The 16,241-nt window shown below is 70.9% G+C and carries 12 protein-coding genes; 5 read left to right on the top strand and 7 right to left on the bottom strand.

Annotated elements, in window-relative coordinates; all coding sequences use genetic code 11:
* Positions 1 to 18 precede the first annotated feature (18 nt).
* Positions 19 to 1,605 carry a Na+/H+ antiporter gene (locus ACZ6RC_RS04445; protein WP_391140724.1) on the top strand — a complete coding sequence of 529 codons (1,587 nt, stop codon included), beginning with the start codon at positions 19 to 21 and terminating at the stop codon, positions 1,603 to 1,605.
* A gap of 111 nt (positions 1,606 to 1,716) precedes the next feature.
* Here the strand turns inward: ACZ6RC_RS04445 and ACZ6RC_RS04450 are convergent, their stop codons facing one another.
* Positions 1,717 to 2,862: a mechanosensitive ion channel family protein gene (locus tag ACZ6RC_RS04450; protein WP_469579446.1), complete on the bottom strand. Its 1,146-nt coding sequence runs from the start codon at positions 2,860 to 2,862 to the stop codon at positions 1,717 to 1,719.
* A gap of 69 nt (positions 2,863 to 2,931) precedes the next feature.
* Between ACZ6RC_RS04450 and ACZ6RC_RS04455 the strand changes: the two genes are divergently transcribed.
* Positions 2,932 to 3,519 carry a dienelactone hydrolase family protein gene (locus ACZ6RC_RS04455; RefSeq protein ID WP_391140723.1) on the top strand — a complete coding sequence of 196 codons (588 nt, stop codon included), beginning with the start codon at positions 2,932 to 2,934 and terminating at the stop codon, positions 3,517 to 3,519.
* An 88-nt stretch (positions 3,520 to 3,607) separates the two neighbouring features.
* On the opposite strand, the gene ACZ6RC_RS04460 is transcribed toward ACZ6RC_RS04455, so the two are convergent.
* From ACZ6RC_RS04460 to ACZ6RC_RS04480, 5 genes are all read right to left on the bottom strand, one after another.
* Positions 3,608 to 4,573, bottom strand: a complete 966-nt coding sequence (locus ACZ6RC_RS04460) for a zinc metalloprotease (RefSeq protein WP_453615349.1) — start codon at positions 4,571 to 4,573, stop codon at positions 3,608 to 3,610.
* A 328-nt stretch (positions 4,574 to 4,901) separates the two neighbouring features.
* Positions 4,902 to 6,548, bottom strand: coding sequence for an alkaline phosphatase D family protein (locus ACZ6RC_RS04465; RefSeq protein ID WP_469579197.1), 1,647 nt, complete (start codon positions 6,546 to 6,548; stop codon positions 4,902 to 4,904).
* 143 nt (positions 6,549 to 6,691) lie between these two features.
* Positions 6,692 to 7,507, bottom strand: a complete 816-nt coding sequence (locus ACZ6RC_RS04470; RefSeq protein ID WP_391140720.1) for a DsbA family protein — start codon at positions 7,505 to 7,507, stop codon at positions 6,692 to 6,694.
* Positions 7,508 to 7,553: 46 nt separating this feature from the next.
* Positions 7,554 to 8,240 (bottom strand): hypothetical protein, encoded by a 687-nt coding sequence (locus ACZ6RC_RS04475; RefSeq protein WP_453615343.1) that lies wholly within the window; start codon positions 8,238 to 8,240, stop codon positions 7,554 to 7,556.
* Positions 8,241 to 8,301: 61 nt separating this feature from the next.
* Positions 8,302 to 9,627 carry a DUF2252 domain-containing protein gene (locus ACZ6RC_RS04480; protein ID WP_453615341.1) on the bottom strand — a complete coding sequence of 442 codons (1,326 nt, stop codon included), beginning with the start codon at positions 9,625 to 9,627 and terminating at the stop codon, positions 8,302 to 8,304.
* A gap of 246 nt (positions 9,628 to 9,873) precedes the next feature.
* Here ACZ6RC_RS04480 and dnaE point away from each other — a divergent pair, with 246 nt between their 5' ends.
* Positions 9,874 to 13,413 carry a DNA polymerase III subunit alpha gene (gene dnaE / locus ACZ6RC_RS04485; protein ID WP_391140717.1) on the top strand — a complete coding sequence of 1,180 codons (3,540 nt, stop codon included), beginning with the start codon at positions 9,874 to 9,876 and terminating at the stop codon, positions 13,411 to 13,413.
* Positions 13,414 to 13,485: 72 nt separating this feature from the next.
* On the opposite strand, the gene ACZ6RC_RS04490 is transcribed toward dnaE, so the two are convergent.
* Positions 13,486 to 13,656: a hypothetical protein gene (locus tag ACZ6RC_RS04490; RefSeq protein ID WP_391140716.1), complete on the bottom strand. Its 171-nt coding sequence runs from the start codon at positions 13,654 to 13,656 to the stop codon at positions 13,486 to 13,488.
* A gap of 225 nt (positions 13,657 to 13,881) precedes the next feature.
* Between ACZ6RC_RS04490 and ACZ6RC_RS04495 the strand changes: the two genes are divergently transcribed.
* Both ACZ6RC_RS04495 and ACZ6RC_RS04500 read left to right on the top strand, forming a co-directional pair.
* Complete coding sequence (locus ACZ6RC_RS04495; protein ID WP_391140715.1) at positions 13,882 to 15,165, top strand: NYN domain-containing protein; 1,284 nt, start codon at positions 13,882 to 13,884, stop codon at positions 15,163 to 15,165.
* Positions 15,166 to 15,202: 37 nt separating this feature from the next.
* Complete coding sequence (locus ACZ6RC_RS04500; protein ID WP_391141203.1) at positions 15,203 to 16,174, top strand: ABC transporter ATP-binding protein; 972 nt, start codon at positions 15,203 to 15,205, stop codon at positions 16,172 to 16,174.
* Positions 16,175 to 16,241: the final 67 nt, after the last annotated feature.

Genomic DNA, 16,241 nt, shown 5'->3' on the forward strand with positions numbered 1-16,241 from the left:
GGCCGGAAGGGCGCACCCGTGGACCAATTGGCCCTGCTGTTCCTGTTGTTGCTCGGGGCTCTGCTCACCGTGCCGCTCGGGGAGCGGCTCGGGCTGCCGGCCCCGGTCCTCATGACCCTGATCGGGATCGTCCTCGCCTTCGTGCCGTTCGTACCGAACGTCGAGATCCCGCCCGACTACATCCTTCCGCTCGTCCTCCCGCCGCTGCTCTACGCCTCGGTGCAGCGCACCTCCTGGCGGCAGTTCGCCGCCAACCGGCGGCCCATCTTCCTGCTCGCCGTCGCGCTGGTCTTCGTCACCACGGCCGCCGTCGCCGCCGTGGCCGACGCGCTCGTCCCCGCGCTGCCCCTCGCCGCCGCCGTCGCCCTCGGCGCGCTCGTCGCACCGCCCGACCCGGTCGCCGCGACGGCCGTCGCCGGCTCGCTCGGGCTGCCCCGCCGCCTCGTCTCCATCCTGGAGGGCGAGGGACTCTTCAACGACGTCACCGCGATCGTGCTCTACCACGTCGCCATCGGCGCGGCCGTCAGCGGAACGTTCTCCTGGCCGGGCGCCGGCGCCGAGCTGGTCCTCTCCGCCGTGGTGGCCATCGCCGTCGGCCTGGCCCTCGGCTGGCTCGCCAACAGGCTCATCGGCGTCCTCGGCGAGGCCACCCTGCAGACCGGCCTCACCCTGCTGGTGCCCTTCGTCGCCTACGTCCTCGCCGAGGAGCTGCACGGCTCCGGCGTCCTGGCCGTCCTCGTCGTCGCCCTCTTCCTCGCCGAGCACGCCGTCGACGCCGACGACGTGATGGGCCGGCTCGCCGGGCAGACGTTCTGGCAGATCGTCGACACCCTCGTCACCGGGATCGCCTTCGGGTTGATCGGCCTCGAACTCCACCACGTCTTCGGCACCGCCGACGCCCGGATCGGCGAGATGCTCGGCTGGGGCGCCGTCGTGGTCGCCGTGGTCGTCGGCGTCCGCCTGGTGTGGCTGCTGCCCGCCACCTGGCTGGCGAAGAAGCTCCACTCCTTCCGGGACTACGACGAGGAGATCCCGGTGAGCTGGCGCGAGACGGTCGTCATGTGGTGGTCCGGGATGCGCGGGGTGGCCTCCGTGGCGCTGGCGCTCGCCATCCCGCTGCGGACGGACGACGGAGCGCCGTTCCCCGGCCGGGAGGAGATCATCTTCATCGCCTTCTGTGTGATCATCGCCACCCTCGTCGTCCAGGGCCTCACCCTGCCCTGGCTGGTCAAGCGGCTCGGCGTGCGCGCCGACGCGGACGCCGAGCGGGCCCTCGAACGCGAGCTGGCCACGCGCGCGGCGAAGGCGGCCAAGCGCCGGCTGAGGGAGATCCAGGACGTGGAGGAGCTGCCCGAGGAGGTGCAGGAGCGGCTGCTGCGCGGGGCGTTCGACATCGGCGCGCGGATCAGCCCGGACATGCTGGACGAGGAGCGGCGGGCGGCCTTCGCCGAGCGGGCCGAGCGGGTCAAGCTGGTGCAGCGCCTCCAGCGGGAGATGATGTCGGCCGCCCGGCACGAGGTGCTGTCGGCGCGCAGCGAGCCGGGCGCCGATCCCGAGGTGGTGGACCGGGTGCTGCGCCACCTGGACGTCCGCAGCATGCGCTGACCGGGGCGGGCGCCGGGGCCGGGGGGCGAGGGCAGGCGATGGGGCGGGGCGGCCACCCGAAGGACCGTGCCCCGCCCCCGGCCGGCCGTTCAGCCGTCCCTTGCCGGCAGCTCAGCCGCGCCCGGTGCGGACCGGTTCGTCGGCGCCCTTCTGGTACGCGTCCGCGTTGTTGCTGTGCACCTCCGAGGGCCGCGGCGGCGGAGCGTCCTGGCGCCGTCCGTTCCGCGGCGCAGGGACGGCGTCGGCCACCGAGATCCGGGGCAGGGCGTGCGGGTGCTCCTCGGTCAGCCAGGCGAGGAGCTGCTCCCGTACGGTGCACCGGACGGTCCACACGTCGTCCGCGTCCTTCGCCGTCACCACGGCCCGAACCTGGATGGTGCTGGGGGTGGTGTCCGTCACGGCGAGGCTCCAGTCGCGGCCGTCCCAGGCCGGGCTCTCCGCCAGGATCTCCTTGAGCTTGTCGCGCATGGCCGGCACCGGGGCGCTGTGGTCCAGGTGGAAGAAGACCGTGCCGGTCATCTGGGCGCCGCCGCGGGACCAGTTCTCGAAGGGCTTGCTGGTGAAGTACGACACGGGCATCGTGATCCGGCGCTCGTCCCAGGTCCGCACCGCGAGGAAGGTCAGCGTGACCTCCTCCACGACGCCCCACTCGCCGTCCACCACCACCGTGTCACCGATCCGGACCATGTCGCCGAAGGCGATCTGGAAGCCGGCGAAGAGGTTGCCGAGCGTGCTCTGGGCGGCGATGCCCGCCACGATGCCGATGATGCCGGCGGAGGCCAGCATCGACGTGCCGATCGTGCGCAGGGCGGGGAAGGTCAGCAGCATGGCCGCCACGGCGACGACGGCCACGACCGCGGTCACGATCCGCATGATGAGGGTGACCTGGGTGCGGACCCGGCGGACCCGGGCCGCGTCGCGGCTGGTGGAGGCGTACCGCGCGAAGGTCGACTCGACGACGGCCGACGCGATCATGGTGACCAGCCAGGCGCCGGCGCCGATCAGGATCAGGGACAGGACCTGGCCGATCCCCGCCTCGTGCTCCTGGACGGGGCCCCATCGGGTCTCCCGGTAGGTGCCGCGCAGCACGGCCGTCAGCATCACGGCCTGGAGCGGCACCCGGCAGCGCCGGAGCAGCCCCCACAGGGGAGTGTCCGGGTGCCGTACGTCGGCTCGGCGGAGCAGCAGGTCGGCCAGCCAGACGACGAGCAGTGTGAGCAGGACCGATCCTCCGAGGACCAGCAAGGGGCGCACCAGGTTCTCCCTCTCCTCCGTGGGTTTCCGAGGCGTCGACGTGTCTCGGGCTCGACGGGCCCGGCTGGCAGGATGGAACGCATGGACATCATGCTTTTCCATTCGGCCTACGGTCTGCGCCCCGCTGTGGAGGCCGCGGCCGAGCGGCTCAGGGCCGCCGGGCACCAGGTTCGCGTGCCCGACCTCTTCGAGGGCCAAACCGCCGAGTCCGTGCAGGAGGGAACGGAGCTCAAGGACAAGATCGGCAAGGAGGAGCTGCTGAAGCGCGCGGTCCTCGCCGCGGCGCCGTACTCGGACCGGGGTCTGGTCTACGCCGGCTTCTCCTTCGGGGCGTCGGTCGCGCAGACCCTCGCGCTGGGCGACGACAAGGCGCGCGGGCTGCTGATGCTCCACGGCACCTCGGACATCGCGCCGAACGCGGCCGTCGACGACCTGCCCGTCCAGCTCCACCTGGCCGACCCCGACCCGTTCGAGCCGCACGACTGGCTGACGTCGTGGTACCTGACGATGCGCCGGATCGGGGCGGACGTGGAGGTCTACCGCTATCCGGGCGCCGGGCACCTCTACACCGATCCGGAGCTGCCGGACTTCGACGAGGCGGCGGCCGAGCGGACCTGGTCGGTCGCCCTGGCCTTCCTCGACGGCCTCGCGGACGGCTGAAGGGCGCGGCGGGGGGCTCTCCCGCCGCGCCCTCGTCGGCGCGTCTCCTCGGCACGCTCACCTCGGCGCGCGCCGACCCTCACAGAGGTCAGCCGGCGCGGTACGCCGTCCAGGCGTTGGTCATCCGCGTGACCTGGCCCGCAGTGAACTGGTACATGCAGGCGTCGTACGTGTAGTCCATGAAGTTGTGGATCGGGTCCGCGCCCGCCTTGGACGCGCAGCTGTCGCGGCCGGTCGGGCACTCGTAGGCCGGGCTCTTCTCGGCCGGGGTGTCGCTCACCGAGTCGCCTGCGCCGTTGCAGCCGCCCTGGAACGTGTGGTAGAGCCCCAGCCAGTGGCCGACCTCGTGGGTGGCGGTGTCGCCCTGGTTGTAGTTGGCGGCGGAGCCGCCCGGCAGCGAGGAGTCGAGGACGACGACACCGTCCATGGACGGGCTGGAGGCGTACGAGGACGGGAAGGTCGCCCAGCCGAGCAGGCCGCCGCTGAGCTTGGCGGTGTAGAAGTTCAGCGCGCCCGCGCCGCCCTTGCGGAGGGTCTGCTTCATCTGCCGCTCGGCGGTGGAGCCCGAGGCGAGGTTGTACCAGGACGCGTTGTCCGTGTAGTCGGTCGAGGCGAGGGTGAACCGGAAGTTGGAGTTCACGTTGCCGGTGCCCTGGCCGCCGTAGGCCGCGTTCAGGACCGACATCTGCTTGCCGATGTCGGTGGCGGTGAGCTTGCCCGTGGTGCCGCTGTGGATGACGTGGAAGTAGACGGGGATGTCCACGACGGCGGCGGTCGCCCGCATGCCCTGCGAACGGGCCGACTCCAGTCTCTTCTTCAGGTCCGCGTCCATGGCCTTGGCCTGGGCGGCGGAGACCTCGTTGGGCTCCGCGGCGTGGGCGGTGGCGCCGCGGGACTTACGGGCGCTGGAGAGGGCGTCCGTACCGTCCGCGCAGTCCTCGGCGGAGAGGGAGGCGGCGGAGGTGGTGGGGGTGGGGGCCGCCGAGGGGGCGGAGAGGGGAGCCAGGGCAAGGGTTCCGGCCATCACGGCGGTGCCGAGCATGCGACGGGACATACGCGGCGATATACGCACAAGAGCACGCACAGGTGTCTCCTCGTGGGGGTTGTGGAGAGGCAATTCCTCGCCACCGCGGGGAGATTACGGGTCCCTGTCAGACGTTGTTGAGCATTGATCAAGCCCAATCATCCGTGCGGCAAATCGGGGCATCGGGAAGAAAGACTTTCGTCGTTTCCGCAGTTTGAGACGGCGACGTAACGAAAGAGACGACAGAGGCGGGTGGTGTGTCCGGATTCGATCACCCGAACGCACCACCCGCCGTAGCGATGTGAGCTTCTGTTAACAGGAGGGATCATGGCTGAAAATCAGCCATGAAGTCATCTCATCAGACCGGCTGGTACACCCGCTCGACACGCTGCGTTCCGTTCCGCGTCCGGTACGACCGTGCCCAGGAGGCCGTCGCGTCCGGCCGCGCCTTGTCGGAGACCGTGTAGTAGTCCATCTGCGAGCGCTCGGCGGTCACGTCGAGCACGCCGTAGCCGTGGTGGTCCATGTCCACCCACTTCACATGGCGGTTGGCGGCCTTGATCGCCCCCGCCGCCACCACGGAGACCGTGCCGGGCGCCACATGGAGCAGGTCGTCGATGTTGTCCGAGGTGACCGAGGTGACCACGAACTCCGTCGCGGCCGACGTGGAGAGCGGGTACGTCGCCGCCTTCACCGGCACGTCGTTGGCCCACGCCATGTGGATGTCACCGGTCAGGAAGACCGTGTTCCGGATCGACCGCCCGGTCAGATGGGCCAGCAGCTCCTTGCGGTCGTCCGTGTAGCCGTCCCACTGGTCGACGTTGACCGCGAGCCCTTCCTTCGGCAGGCCGAGCAGTTCGGCCAGCGGGCCGAGGAGATGGGCCGGAACGGAACCGAAGGCGACGGGCGAGATCATCACCGAGGTGCCGACCAGCTTCCAGGTGGCGTCCGAACCCGCCAGCCCGGCCTTCAGCCAGTCCAGTTGGGCGCGGCCGGTGAGCGTGCGCTCCGGGTCGTCGACCGAGCCGCTGCCGATCGAGGCCTGCTGGGAGCGGAACGAGCGCAGGTCGAGCAGGTGCAGGTCGGCCAGCTTGCCGAAGCGCAGGCGCCGGTAGACCGTGCCCTCCGTGGAGGCCCGGACCGGCATCCACTCGAAGTACGCCTGCTTCGCGGCGGCCACCCGGGCCGCCCACCCGCCCTCGGCGCCCGGCGTGTGGTTCTCCGCGCCGCCGGCCCAGGCGTCGTTGGCGACCTCGTGGTCGTCCCAGATCGCGATCACCGGGTGGGCGGCGTGCAGGGCCTGGAGGTCGGGGTCCGTCTTGTACGTCGCGTGCCGGGTGCGGTAGTCCGCCAGCGAGACGATCTCGTGCTTCGGCTCGTGGTGCCGGACGGAGTAGGCGGCGTCCGGGTAGGCGCCGGCCGCGTACTCGTAGATGTAGTCGCCGAGGTGCAGGACCGCGTCCAGGTCCGCGCGGGCCGCGAGGTGGCGGTACGCGGAGAAGTAGCCGGACTCCCAGTTGGCGCAGGAGACCACGCCGAAGCGGACCCCGTCCGTGGAGGCGTCGGCGGGGGCGGTGGTGCGCGTCCGGCCGACCGGGGAGACGGTCTCGCCGGCCGTGAACCGGAACCAGTAGGTGGTCGCCGGGCGCAGACCCCGGACGTCCGCCTTGACCGTGTGGTCGGAGGCGGCCCGGGCGGTGGTGGTGCCCCGGGCCACGGTCCGCCCGAAGGCCCGGTCCTCGGCGACCTCCCAGCCGACCGTGACATCGGGGCCCTTGAGGGAGCCGGGGACGGCGTCGGGGGAGGGGGTCACACGGGTCCAGAGCAGGACGCCGTCGGGCAGGGGGTCGCCGGAGGCGACGCCGTGGAGGAAGACAGGGGCCTCGGAGGCCGCGAGCGCGGGGGAGGCGGTGCCCACCAGCGCCGGTGCGGCGACGGCCGTGACGGCGGCGGCTTTCACGACCGTACGGCGGGTGGGGGCGGAGGATATGAAACGACTGGTCACGGGCAGTCAGATTACTGACCGGTACGACGAACAGGCAGGCGAAAACCGGAAAGTTCGCCTGCCTGTCGGCTGGTTGTCGTGCACGCGAGGAGAAGACCGCCCCGGAAGCCGCCCCGACGGGGGCGGCCCTCGCCTTCGCGTCGCTAGCCCTTCAGCGCGGGGGTCAGCGCCGCGTTGAACTCGTCGACCGTCAGCGGCGGGTTCTTGCCGCCCTCGACGGTCAGCGTCTTGCCGTCCATCTTCAGCGTCGGGGTGCCCGTGACCCCGCTCGCGTCGAACGCCGCCGACATCTTCATCGCCCAGGCGTCGAAGGTGCCGTCCTCCACGTTCTTCTTGAACTGGGCGTTGCCCTTCAGGGCCGGCACCGAGTCGGCGATCTCCAGGAGGTAGGAGTCCTTGGCGAACTTGTCCTGGGTCTCCTCCGGGTGGAACTTCGTGGAGTAGAGCGCCGCCTTGAACTTCATGAACGCCTCGGGGCTCACGTCGAGCGCCGCCCCCAGGGCCGACAGGGCGTTCTTCGAGCCCTCGCCCGAAGCGGCGTTGTCGATGAACGTCGCGCCTATGTACTTGATCTTGTACTTGCCGTCCGTGACGTCCTTGTCGACCGTCGGGCCGACCTGCTGCTCGAACGTCGCGCAGACCGGGCAGCGCGAGTCCTCGTAGAGCTCCAGCGTCTTGGTCGCCTCCGGCTTGCCGATGACGACGGTCGTGCCGTTCGTGCCCTCGGTGTTCTTGGGCGCGGTGATGTTCGTGGCCTTCGCCGCCGCCTCCCACTCGCCGGGCTTGTTGGACTGCACGACGATGTAGCCGGCGCCGCCGGCGACGGCCAGCACGCCGACCGCCGTCAGAGCCACGACCACCTGGCGGCGGGTCTTCTCCTTCTTCGCCTGGCGCTCGCGCTCGACGCGGAGCCGCTCGCGGGCGGCTGCCTTGTTGGCCTGGCTGTTGCGTGAACTCATGATCGTGATCTCCGTGGGAGGTGAAAGAGGAACGGGACGGACGTGCTCAGGCGAGTGCGAAGCCCGAACACGGCGGTCCACGCCGTCCCACGGAGTGCACGAGCAGCCGGGTGCGCGAGCGGCGCGGCGCCGGCGCACGGCGCCCGCCGGGTCCCGGAGCCGGGCGGGCCGCGCCGCCCAGCGCCGCCACCAGGAGCAGCGGCCGGAACGCGAAGGCCGCCACCGCCCGGACGATCCCGGCCAGCGCCCGCTCGCCGTGCCGCAGCCAGGCGGCCGCGAACAGACCCACCGACACGTGCGCGACGAGCAGCAGCCACGGCAGCGCGGGGTGCGGCGAGTGCAGCACGGCGGCCAGGCTCCCGCTCTCGGGGGCAGCCACCCCCGGCAGCGGGGTGCCCACGGCGCCGCCGCAGAGCACGTCCACGCCCACCGCCCGCAGCGAACCGGCGACCGGGCCGCCGGCGGGGCCGTAACAGAGCGTCTGGCCCGCGGTGAAGACCGTGTCGGCCGCCAGCTCCAGCGGGACCAGCAGCCCGGCGATCGGCCCGAAGCCGCGCTCGCGGCCCGCCAGCGCGTACGCCACGGCGAAGACGCCGGCCGCGAGCAGACCGACGGTCAGCAGCGGCAGCGGGACCCGGGACAGCAGCACGTGCGAGCCGGCGGACAGCGTCACGACCAGTGCCGTGAAGAGCGCCGCCCGCAGCCCCCTGAGCCGCGTCCCTGATATGTCCATAGCCTGGAGAGTGTGCCATGCCCTTCCGTAAGAGCCTCCTAAGGGCTCCCTGTGAAAGGGCTCAGAGGCCCGGGATCCGGCCGTTGCGGAAGAGGTCGACGAAGGTCTGGTGGTCGGCACGCGCGCGTGCGCCGTACCCGTGGGCGAAGTCCACCAGCAGCTCCGCGAAGCCGTCCTCGTCGGCCGCGATCGCCGCGTCGATGGCCCGCTCCGTGGAGAACGGCACCAGCGAGTGGCCGCTGGAGTCGTCCGCCGCCGCGTGCATCGTCGCCGTCGCCCGGCCGAGGTCGGCGACGGTCGCCGCGATTTCTTCCAGGTCGTCGATGTCCGACCAGTCCAGGTCCACCGCGTACGGCGAGACCTCCGCGACCAGCTGCCCCGACCCGTCCAGCTCCGTCCAGCCCAGCCACGGGTCGGCGTGCGCCTGCAGCGCCCGCTGCGAGATCACCGTGCGGTGCCCCTCGTGCTGGAAGTACTCCCGGACCGCCGCGTCCGTGACATGGCGCGAAACCGCCGGTGTCTGCGCCTGCTTCATATAGATCACGACGTCGTTCTCGAGCGCGTCGCTGTTGCCCTCCAGCAGGATGTTGTACGAGGGGAGGCCGGCCGAGCCGATCCCGATCCCGCGCCGCCCCACGACGTCCTTGACCCGGTACGAGTCGGGCCGGGCCAGGCTCGACTCCGGCAGGGTCTCCAGATAGCCGTCGAAGGCGGCCAGGACCTTGTAGCGGGAGGCGGCGTCCAGCTCGACGGCGCCCGCCCCCGAGGAGAAGCGGCGCTCGAAGTCGCGGATCTCGGTCATCGAGTCCAGCAGCCCGAACCTGGTCATGCCGCGGGCGTCCCGCAGGACGTCCAGGAGCGCCCCCTCGGCCGTGTCGAGGGTGAACGGCGGCACCTCGTCGTCCATGGCGCCGGTCGCCAGGGCGCGGATCCGCTCCCGGTAGGCGGCGGCGTAGATCCGCACCAGCTCGGTGATCTGCTCGTCGCTGAGCGCCTTGGCGTAGCCGATCAGGGCCAGGGAGGCGGAGAGCCGCTTGAGGTCCCAGGTGAAGGGGCCGACGTACGCCTCGTCGAAGTCGTTGACGTTGAAGATCAGCCGGCCCGTGGCGTCCATGTACGTGCCGAAGTTCTCCGCGTGCAGATCGCCGTGGATCCACACCCGGCCGGTCCGCTCGTCCACGTACGGACCGCCGTGCCGCTCCTCCTCCAGGTCGGCGTAGAACAGGCTCGCGGTGCCGCGGTAGAACGCGAAGGCGGAGCCGGCCATCTTCCGGAACTTGACCCGGAAGGCGGCCGGGTCGGCGGCGAGGAGCTCACCGAAGGCGGTGTCGAAGACGGCGAGGATCTGCTCACCGCGCTGGGCCTCGGTGAGCTGGGGGACCGACATCGAGGGTGCCTCCTGGTGCAAGACTGTTCGGACAAACGGGACAGGTGTTCCCTGTCTCTCAACGCGCGACGGTACCCCCGAGTGCCCGCCCGCCCGCCACCCGACCGCCACCCCTCGGCGAGCGGCTCGGCCCCCGCAGTATCCCGCCGATGTCAGTCCGGAGAAGTAGACTTCCACGCTGTTCCCCCAAAGCGGGGGTCCGGGGGTCGCGCCCCCTGAAAGACCGCAGCCCGGAGGCTCCCCACCGTGACCAAGCCGCCCTTCACGCACCTCCACGTCCACACCCAGTACTCCCTGCTGGACGGTGCCGCGCGGCTCAAGGACATGTTCGACGCGTGCAACGAGATGGGCATGACCCATATCGCCATGTCGGACCACGGCAACCTCCACGGGGCCTACGACTTCTTCCACACCGCGAAGAAGGCCGGCGTGACGCCGATCATCGGCATCGAGGCGTACGTCGCCCCCGAGTCCCGGCGGAACAAGCGGAAGGTCCTGTGGGGCCAGCCGCACCAGAAGCGGGACGACGTCTCCGGCTCCGGCGGCTACACCCACAAGACGATCTGGGCGGCGAACGCCACCGGACTGCACAACCTCTTCAAGCTCTCCTCCGACGCCTATGCGGAGGGCTGGCTCCAGAAGTGGCCCCGGATGGACAAGGAGACCATCTCCCAGTGGTCCGAGGGCCTCATCGCCTCCACCGGCTGCCCCTCCGGCGAGCTGCAGACCCGGCTGCGCCTCGGCCAGTTCGACGAGGCCCTGAAGTCGGCCTCCGAGTACCAGGACATCTTCGGCAAGGAGCGGTACTTCCTGGAGCTGATGGATCACGGCATCGAGATCGAGCGCCGGGTCCGCGACGGGCTCCTGGAGATCGGCAAGAAGCTCGGCATCCCGCCGCTGGTCACCAACGACTCGCACTACACCTACGCGCACGAGGCCACCGCCCACGACGCGCTGCTGTGCATCCAGACCGGCAAGAACCTCTCCGACCCGGACCGCTTCAAGTTCGACGGCACCGGCTACTACCTCAAGTCCACGGACGAGATGTACGCCGTCGACTCCTCGGACGCCTGGCAGGAGGGCTGCCGCAACACCCTTCTCGTCGCCGAGCAGGTCTCCACCGACGGCATGTTCGTCGAGAAGAACCTCATGCCGAAGTTCGACATCCCCGAGGGCTACACCGAGGTCTCCTGGTTCCGCGAGGAGACCATGCGCGGCATGCACCGCCGCTTCCCGGACGGCATCCCGGACGACCGCATGAAGCAGGTCGAGTACGAGATGGACACCATCATCTCGATGGGCTTCCCCGGCTACTTCCTCGTCGTCGCCGACTTCATCATGTGGGCGAAGAAGCAGGGCATCGCCGTCGGCCCCGGCCGCGGCTCCGCGGCCGGCTCGATCGTTGCCTACGCCATGGGCATCACCGACCTCGACCCGATTCCGCACGGACTGATCTTCGAGCGCTTCCTCAACCCCGAGCGCGTCTCGATGCCCGATGTCGACATCGACTTCGACGAGCGTCGGCGCGTCGAGGTGATCCGGTACGTGACGGAGAAGTACGGCTCCGACAAGGTCGCCATGATCGGCACGTACGGCAAGATCAAGGCGAAGAACGCCATCAAGGACTCGGCCCGTGTCCTCGGCTACCCGTACGCCATGGGTGACCGGCTCACCAAGGCGATGCCCGCCGACGTCCTCGGCAAGGGCATCGATCTCAACGGCATCACCGACCCCTCGCACCCGCGCTACAGCGAGGCGGGCGAGATCCGGGCGATGTACGAGAACGAGCCCGACGTGAAGAAGGTCATCGACACCGCCAAGGGCGTGGAGGGCCTCGTCCGGCAGATGGGTGTGCACGCGGCCGGCGTGATCATGTCCAGCGAGCCGATCGTCGACCACGCCCCGATCTGGGTGCGGCACACCGACGGCGTCACCATCACGCAGTGGGACTACCCCCAGTGCGAGTCGCTCGGCCTGCTGAAGATGGACTTCCTGGGCCTGCGGAACCTGACCATCATGGACGACGCCGTCAAGATGGTGAAGGCCAACAAGGGGCTCGACCTCGACCTCCTCGCCCTGCCGCTGGACGACCCGAAGACCTTCGAACTCCTCCAGCGCGGTGACACCCTCGGCGTCTTCCAGTTCGACGGCGGCCCCATGCGCTCGCTGCTGCGGCTGATGAAGCCCGACAACTTCGAAGACATCTCCGCCGTGTCCGCCCTGTACCGGCCGGGCCCGATGGGCATGAACTCGCACACGAACTACGCCCTGCGCAAGAACAAGCAGCAGGAGATCACCCCGATCCACCCCGAGCTGGAGAAGCCGCTCGAAGAGGTGCTCGCGGTCACCTACGGCCTGATCGTCTACCAGGAGCAGGTGCAGAAGGCCGCCCAGATCATCGCCGGGTACTCCCTCGGCGAGGCCGACATCCTCCGCCGCGTGATGGGCAAGAAGAAGCCCGAGGAGCTGGCGAAGAACTTCGTCCTCTTCCAGAAGGGCGCCCGGGAGAAGGGCTACAGCGACGAGGCCATCCAGGCCCTGTGGGACGTCCTGGTCCCCTTCGCCGGCTACGCCTTCAACAAGGCGCACTCCGCCGCGTACGGCCTGGTCTCCTACTGGACGGCGTACCTCAAGGCCAACTACCCGGCCGAGTACATGGCCGGTCTGCTGACCTCGGTCAAGGACGACAAGGACAAGTCCGCGGTCTATCTGAACGAGTGCCGCCGCATGGGCATCAAGGTGCTGCCGCCGAACGTCAACGAGTCCGAGTCGAACTTCGCCGCCCAGGGCGACGACGTGATCCTCTTCGGTCTCTCCGCCGTCCGCAACGTCGGCACCAACGTCGTCGAGTCGATCATCAAGTCGCGCAAGGCCAAGGGGAAGTACTCCACGTTCCCCGACTTCCTCGACAAGGTCGAGGCGGTCGTCTGCAACAAGCGGACCATCGAGTCGCTGATCAAGGCCGGCGCCTTCGACGAGATGGGCCACACCCGCAAGGGCCTGGTCGCCCACCACGAGCCGATGATCGACAACGTGGTCGCGGTCAAGCGCAAGGAGGCCGAGGGACAGTTCGACCTCTTCGGCGGCATGGGCGACGACGCCGGTGACGAGCCCGGCTTCGGCCTCGACGTCGAGTTCTCCGACGTCGAGTGGGAGAAGTCCTACCTCCTCGCCCAGGAGCGCGAGATGCTCGGCCTCTACGTCTCCGACCACCCGCTCTTCGGCCTGGAGCACGTCCTCTCCGACAAGACGGACGCCGGGATCTCCCAGCTGACCGGCGGCGAGCACGGCGACGGCGCGGTCGTCACCATCGGCGGCATCATCTCCGGCCTCCAGCGCAAGATGACCAAGCAGGGCAACGCCTGGGCCATCGCCACCGTCGAGGACCTGGCCGGCTCCATCGAGTGCATGTTCTTCCCGGCCACCTACCAGCTGGTCTCCACCCAGCTCGTCGAGGACACCGTCGTCTTCGTCAAGGGCCGCCTCGACAAGCGCGAGGACATCCCGCGGCTCGTCGCCATGGAGCTGATGGTCCCCGACCTGTCGAACGCCGGGACCAACGCCCCCGTCATCCTCACCATCCCCACGGTGAAGGTCACCCCGCCCATGATCAGCAGGCTCGGCGAGATCCTCGGCCACCACAAGGGCAACACCGAGGTGCGGATCAAGCTCCAGGGCCCGCGGAAGACCACCGTGCTCCGGCTCGACCGGCACCGGGTCCAGCCCGACCCCGCGCTCTTCGGCGACCTGAAGGTGCTGCTCGGCCCGTCCTGCCTGGCCGGATAAGGCCCGCGGCCACGCGGAAGGGGCGCGCCCGTCGTCACGGGCGCGCCCCTTGCCGCGTACCGGCGCGGAAGATCAGTTGTGGCCGAAGCGCTTCTGCCGGCCCTTGCGGGCCATGTCGCCCGGCGTGACCTGGGCGGCGCGCTGCTCGGCCTGCGACTCCATCGCCGACTGCTGCGCCTGCTGGGTGCCGCGCTCGGCCGGCGACTGCTTCTGCGAACGGTTCTGGTTCTTGTTCTTGGCCATGGTGATGCCTCCTCGGGGGAATCTCGGGGCCAGGACCGCTGCCAGACTCACATACGGCACGAACCGCCGCACTTTGGATCATTACGGACGGTGAGGGCACCCGGCGGGCCGGATCCGCCACGCCGATGATCCAGTTCCGGCCGTCAACCTCCCGGCCGTCGGGCAGACTCGAAGGAAATCCGAAGCAACTTCCGATCCCGAGGTTCCCGAAAGAGGGTGGAACACGTGGACCGCTGCGTCGTTCTGGTGGACGCCGGCTATCTGCTGGGCGCCGCCGCGAGCCTTCTCGCCGGGGAACCGGCCCGCTCCCGGATCACCGTCGACCACGCCGCCCTGATCCAGGGCCTGCGGGACCGGGCCGAGGCCGACACCGAACAGCCCCTGCTCCGCATCTACTGGTTCGACGGCGCACCCGACCGCGTCCCCCAGCCCGAACACCGCCGGCTGCGCGTGATGCCCCGGGTGACCGTCCGGCTGGGCGCCCTGACCCGCAGCGACGGCCGCTGGGCCCAGAAGGGCGTCGACGCGGCCATGCACGCCGAGCTCACCGAACTGGCCAGAAACCGCGCCTGCTCCGACGTGGTCCTGGTCACCGGCGACGGCGACCTCCTGCCCGGCCTCATGTCCGCCAAGGAGCACGGCGTCGCCGTGCACCTCTGGGCCGTCCAGGCCGCCGACGGCGACTACAACCAGTCCGAGGACCTCGTCGCCGAAGCCGACGAACGCCGGGTCCTCGACCGCGCCTGGATCACCCGCGCCGTCCGCGCCAAGGACCTCACCGGCATCTGCGCGCCCCCGCCGGTCCCGCGCCCCGAGATCGCCGCCATCCTCTCCGCCCCGCTGCCCGAGTCGGCGCTCGCCGCCTCCGCCGAACGGGCCGCCGAGGCCGCCGAGGCCTCCCGCGGACAGAACGGAACGCCCGCCCCCGCGCCCGCCGCCCCCTCCTCGAACGGATCGGCGCCCGGCGTCCCCGCCCCCGCCACCGGCAAGGCCGGCGTCCCCACGCCCAAGGACCTCGCCGGACTGCGAGGACCTGGGACCCCCGCCCACCCCCACGCGCACCACGCCCACGTCCACCCGGCCAACGCCACCCTGCGCTGGTCCTCCGACAAGGGGTGGATCGAGCGCCCCGGCGGCCCCCTCGGCGAACCGGCCGAGACCGCATCGCTGCCCACCCTCGCCCAGCTCACCAGCGCCGAGCAGCGCTGGGCCGACCGCGAGGAGGACATCACCACCGTCGGCGGCGACCCGTTCGAGGTGGGGCAGGTCTTCGCCCGCCGCTGGATGGAACGGCTCCCCGAGCAGAGCCACGTCCAGCGGCTCTCCACGATGTATCCGCGCATCCCGCACCGCATCGACGGCGAACTCCTCCGGTACGCGGCACGGTTCGGCCTCCTCGCCCACAAGGACGACCAGATCGACGAGCACGACCGCTATGCCATCCGGGCCGGGTTCTGGCGCGAGATCGACGTCCGGGCCGCCGCGGAACACGCCCCCGCGGGGGAGTAGGGCCGCGGACCCCGTAGGCTCATCCCTCGTGAGTACGGTGTGCGTGGTGCGGGATCTGGTCAAGACGTACCCCGCCGCGCGCGGCAGGCGAGGGACCCCCGCGACGCCCGAGGTGCGCGCCACCGACGGCATCAGCCTGGATGTGGGCGGCGGCGAGATCTTCGGCCTGCTCGGACCCAACGGCGCCGGCAAGTCCACCCTCGTCCGCCAGCTGACCGGTCTGATGCGCCCCGACTCCGGCTCGGTCGAGCTGCTCGGCCACGACCTCGTCCGCCACCCGGAACGCGCCGCGCGGCTGCTCGCCTATCTCGGCCAGGAGTCCACCGCGCTCGACGAGCTGACGGTCGCCCTCGCCGCCGAGACCACCGGCCGGCTGCGCGGACTGACCGCCCGGGACGCGCGCGCCGCCCGCGACGCCGTCCTGGAGGAGCTCGGTCTCGGCGAGCTGGCCGGGCGGCCCCTGAAGAAGCTCTCCGGCGGGCAGCGGCGGCTCGCCTGCGTTGCCGCCGCCCTGATCGGGCAGCGGCCGGTCCTCGTCCTCGACGAGCCGACCACCGGCATGGACCCGGTCGCCCGCCGGGCCGTCTGGGCCGCCGTCGACCGGCGCCGCGCCGAACACGGCACGACGGTGCTGCTCGTCACCCACAACGTCATCGAGGCCGAGACCGTCCTGGACCGGGTCGCCGTCCTCGAACGCGGCCGGGTCATCGCCTGCGACACCCCGGCCGGGCTCAAGGAGCGCGTCGCGGGCGAGGTGCGGGTCGATCTGGTCTGGCGCGAGCGCGCCCCGCTGGACGTCCCCGAGGTGGCCGCGCTGCGGACCTCCGCGCAGGAGTCCGGCAGGCGCTGGACCCTGCGGCTCGCACCGGACGAGGCCCGGGCGGCGGTCGCCGCCGTCACCGGCGGGGCGGCCTTCGCGGCGCTGGACGACTTCACGCTGGCGACGCCGAGCCTGGAGGACGTCTATCTGGCGCTGGGCGGCGAGACCAAGGGGCTGGTGAAGGCGTGAACCCGTACACGCGGCCGGCCGCGCGGTCGTACCCGAGGTGGTGCGCGGAGTCGTACGAGATGTCGTG

It is taken from the genome of Streptomyces sp. NPDC048353 (assembly GCF_055587165.1).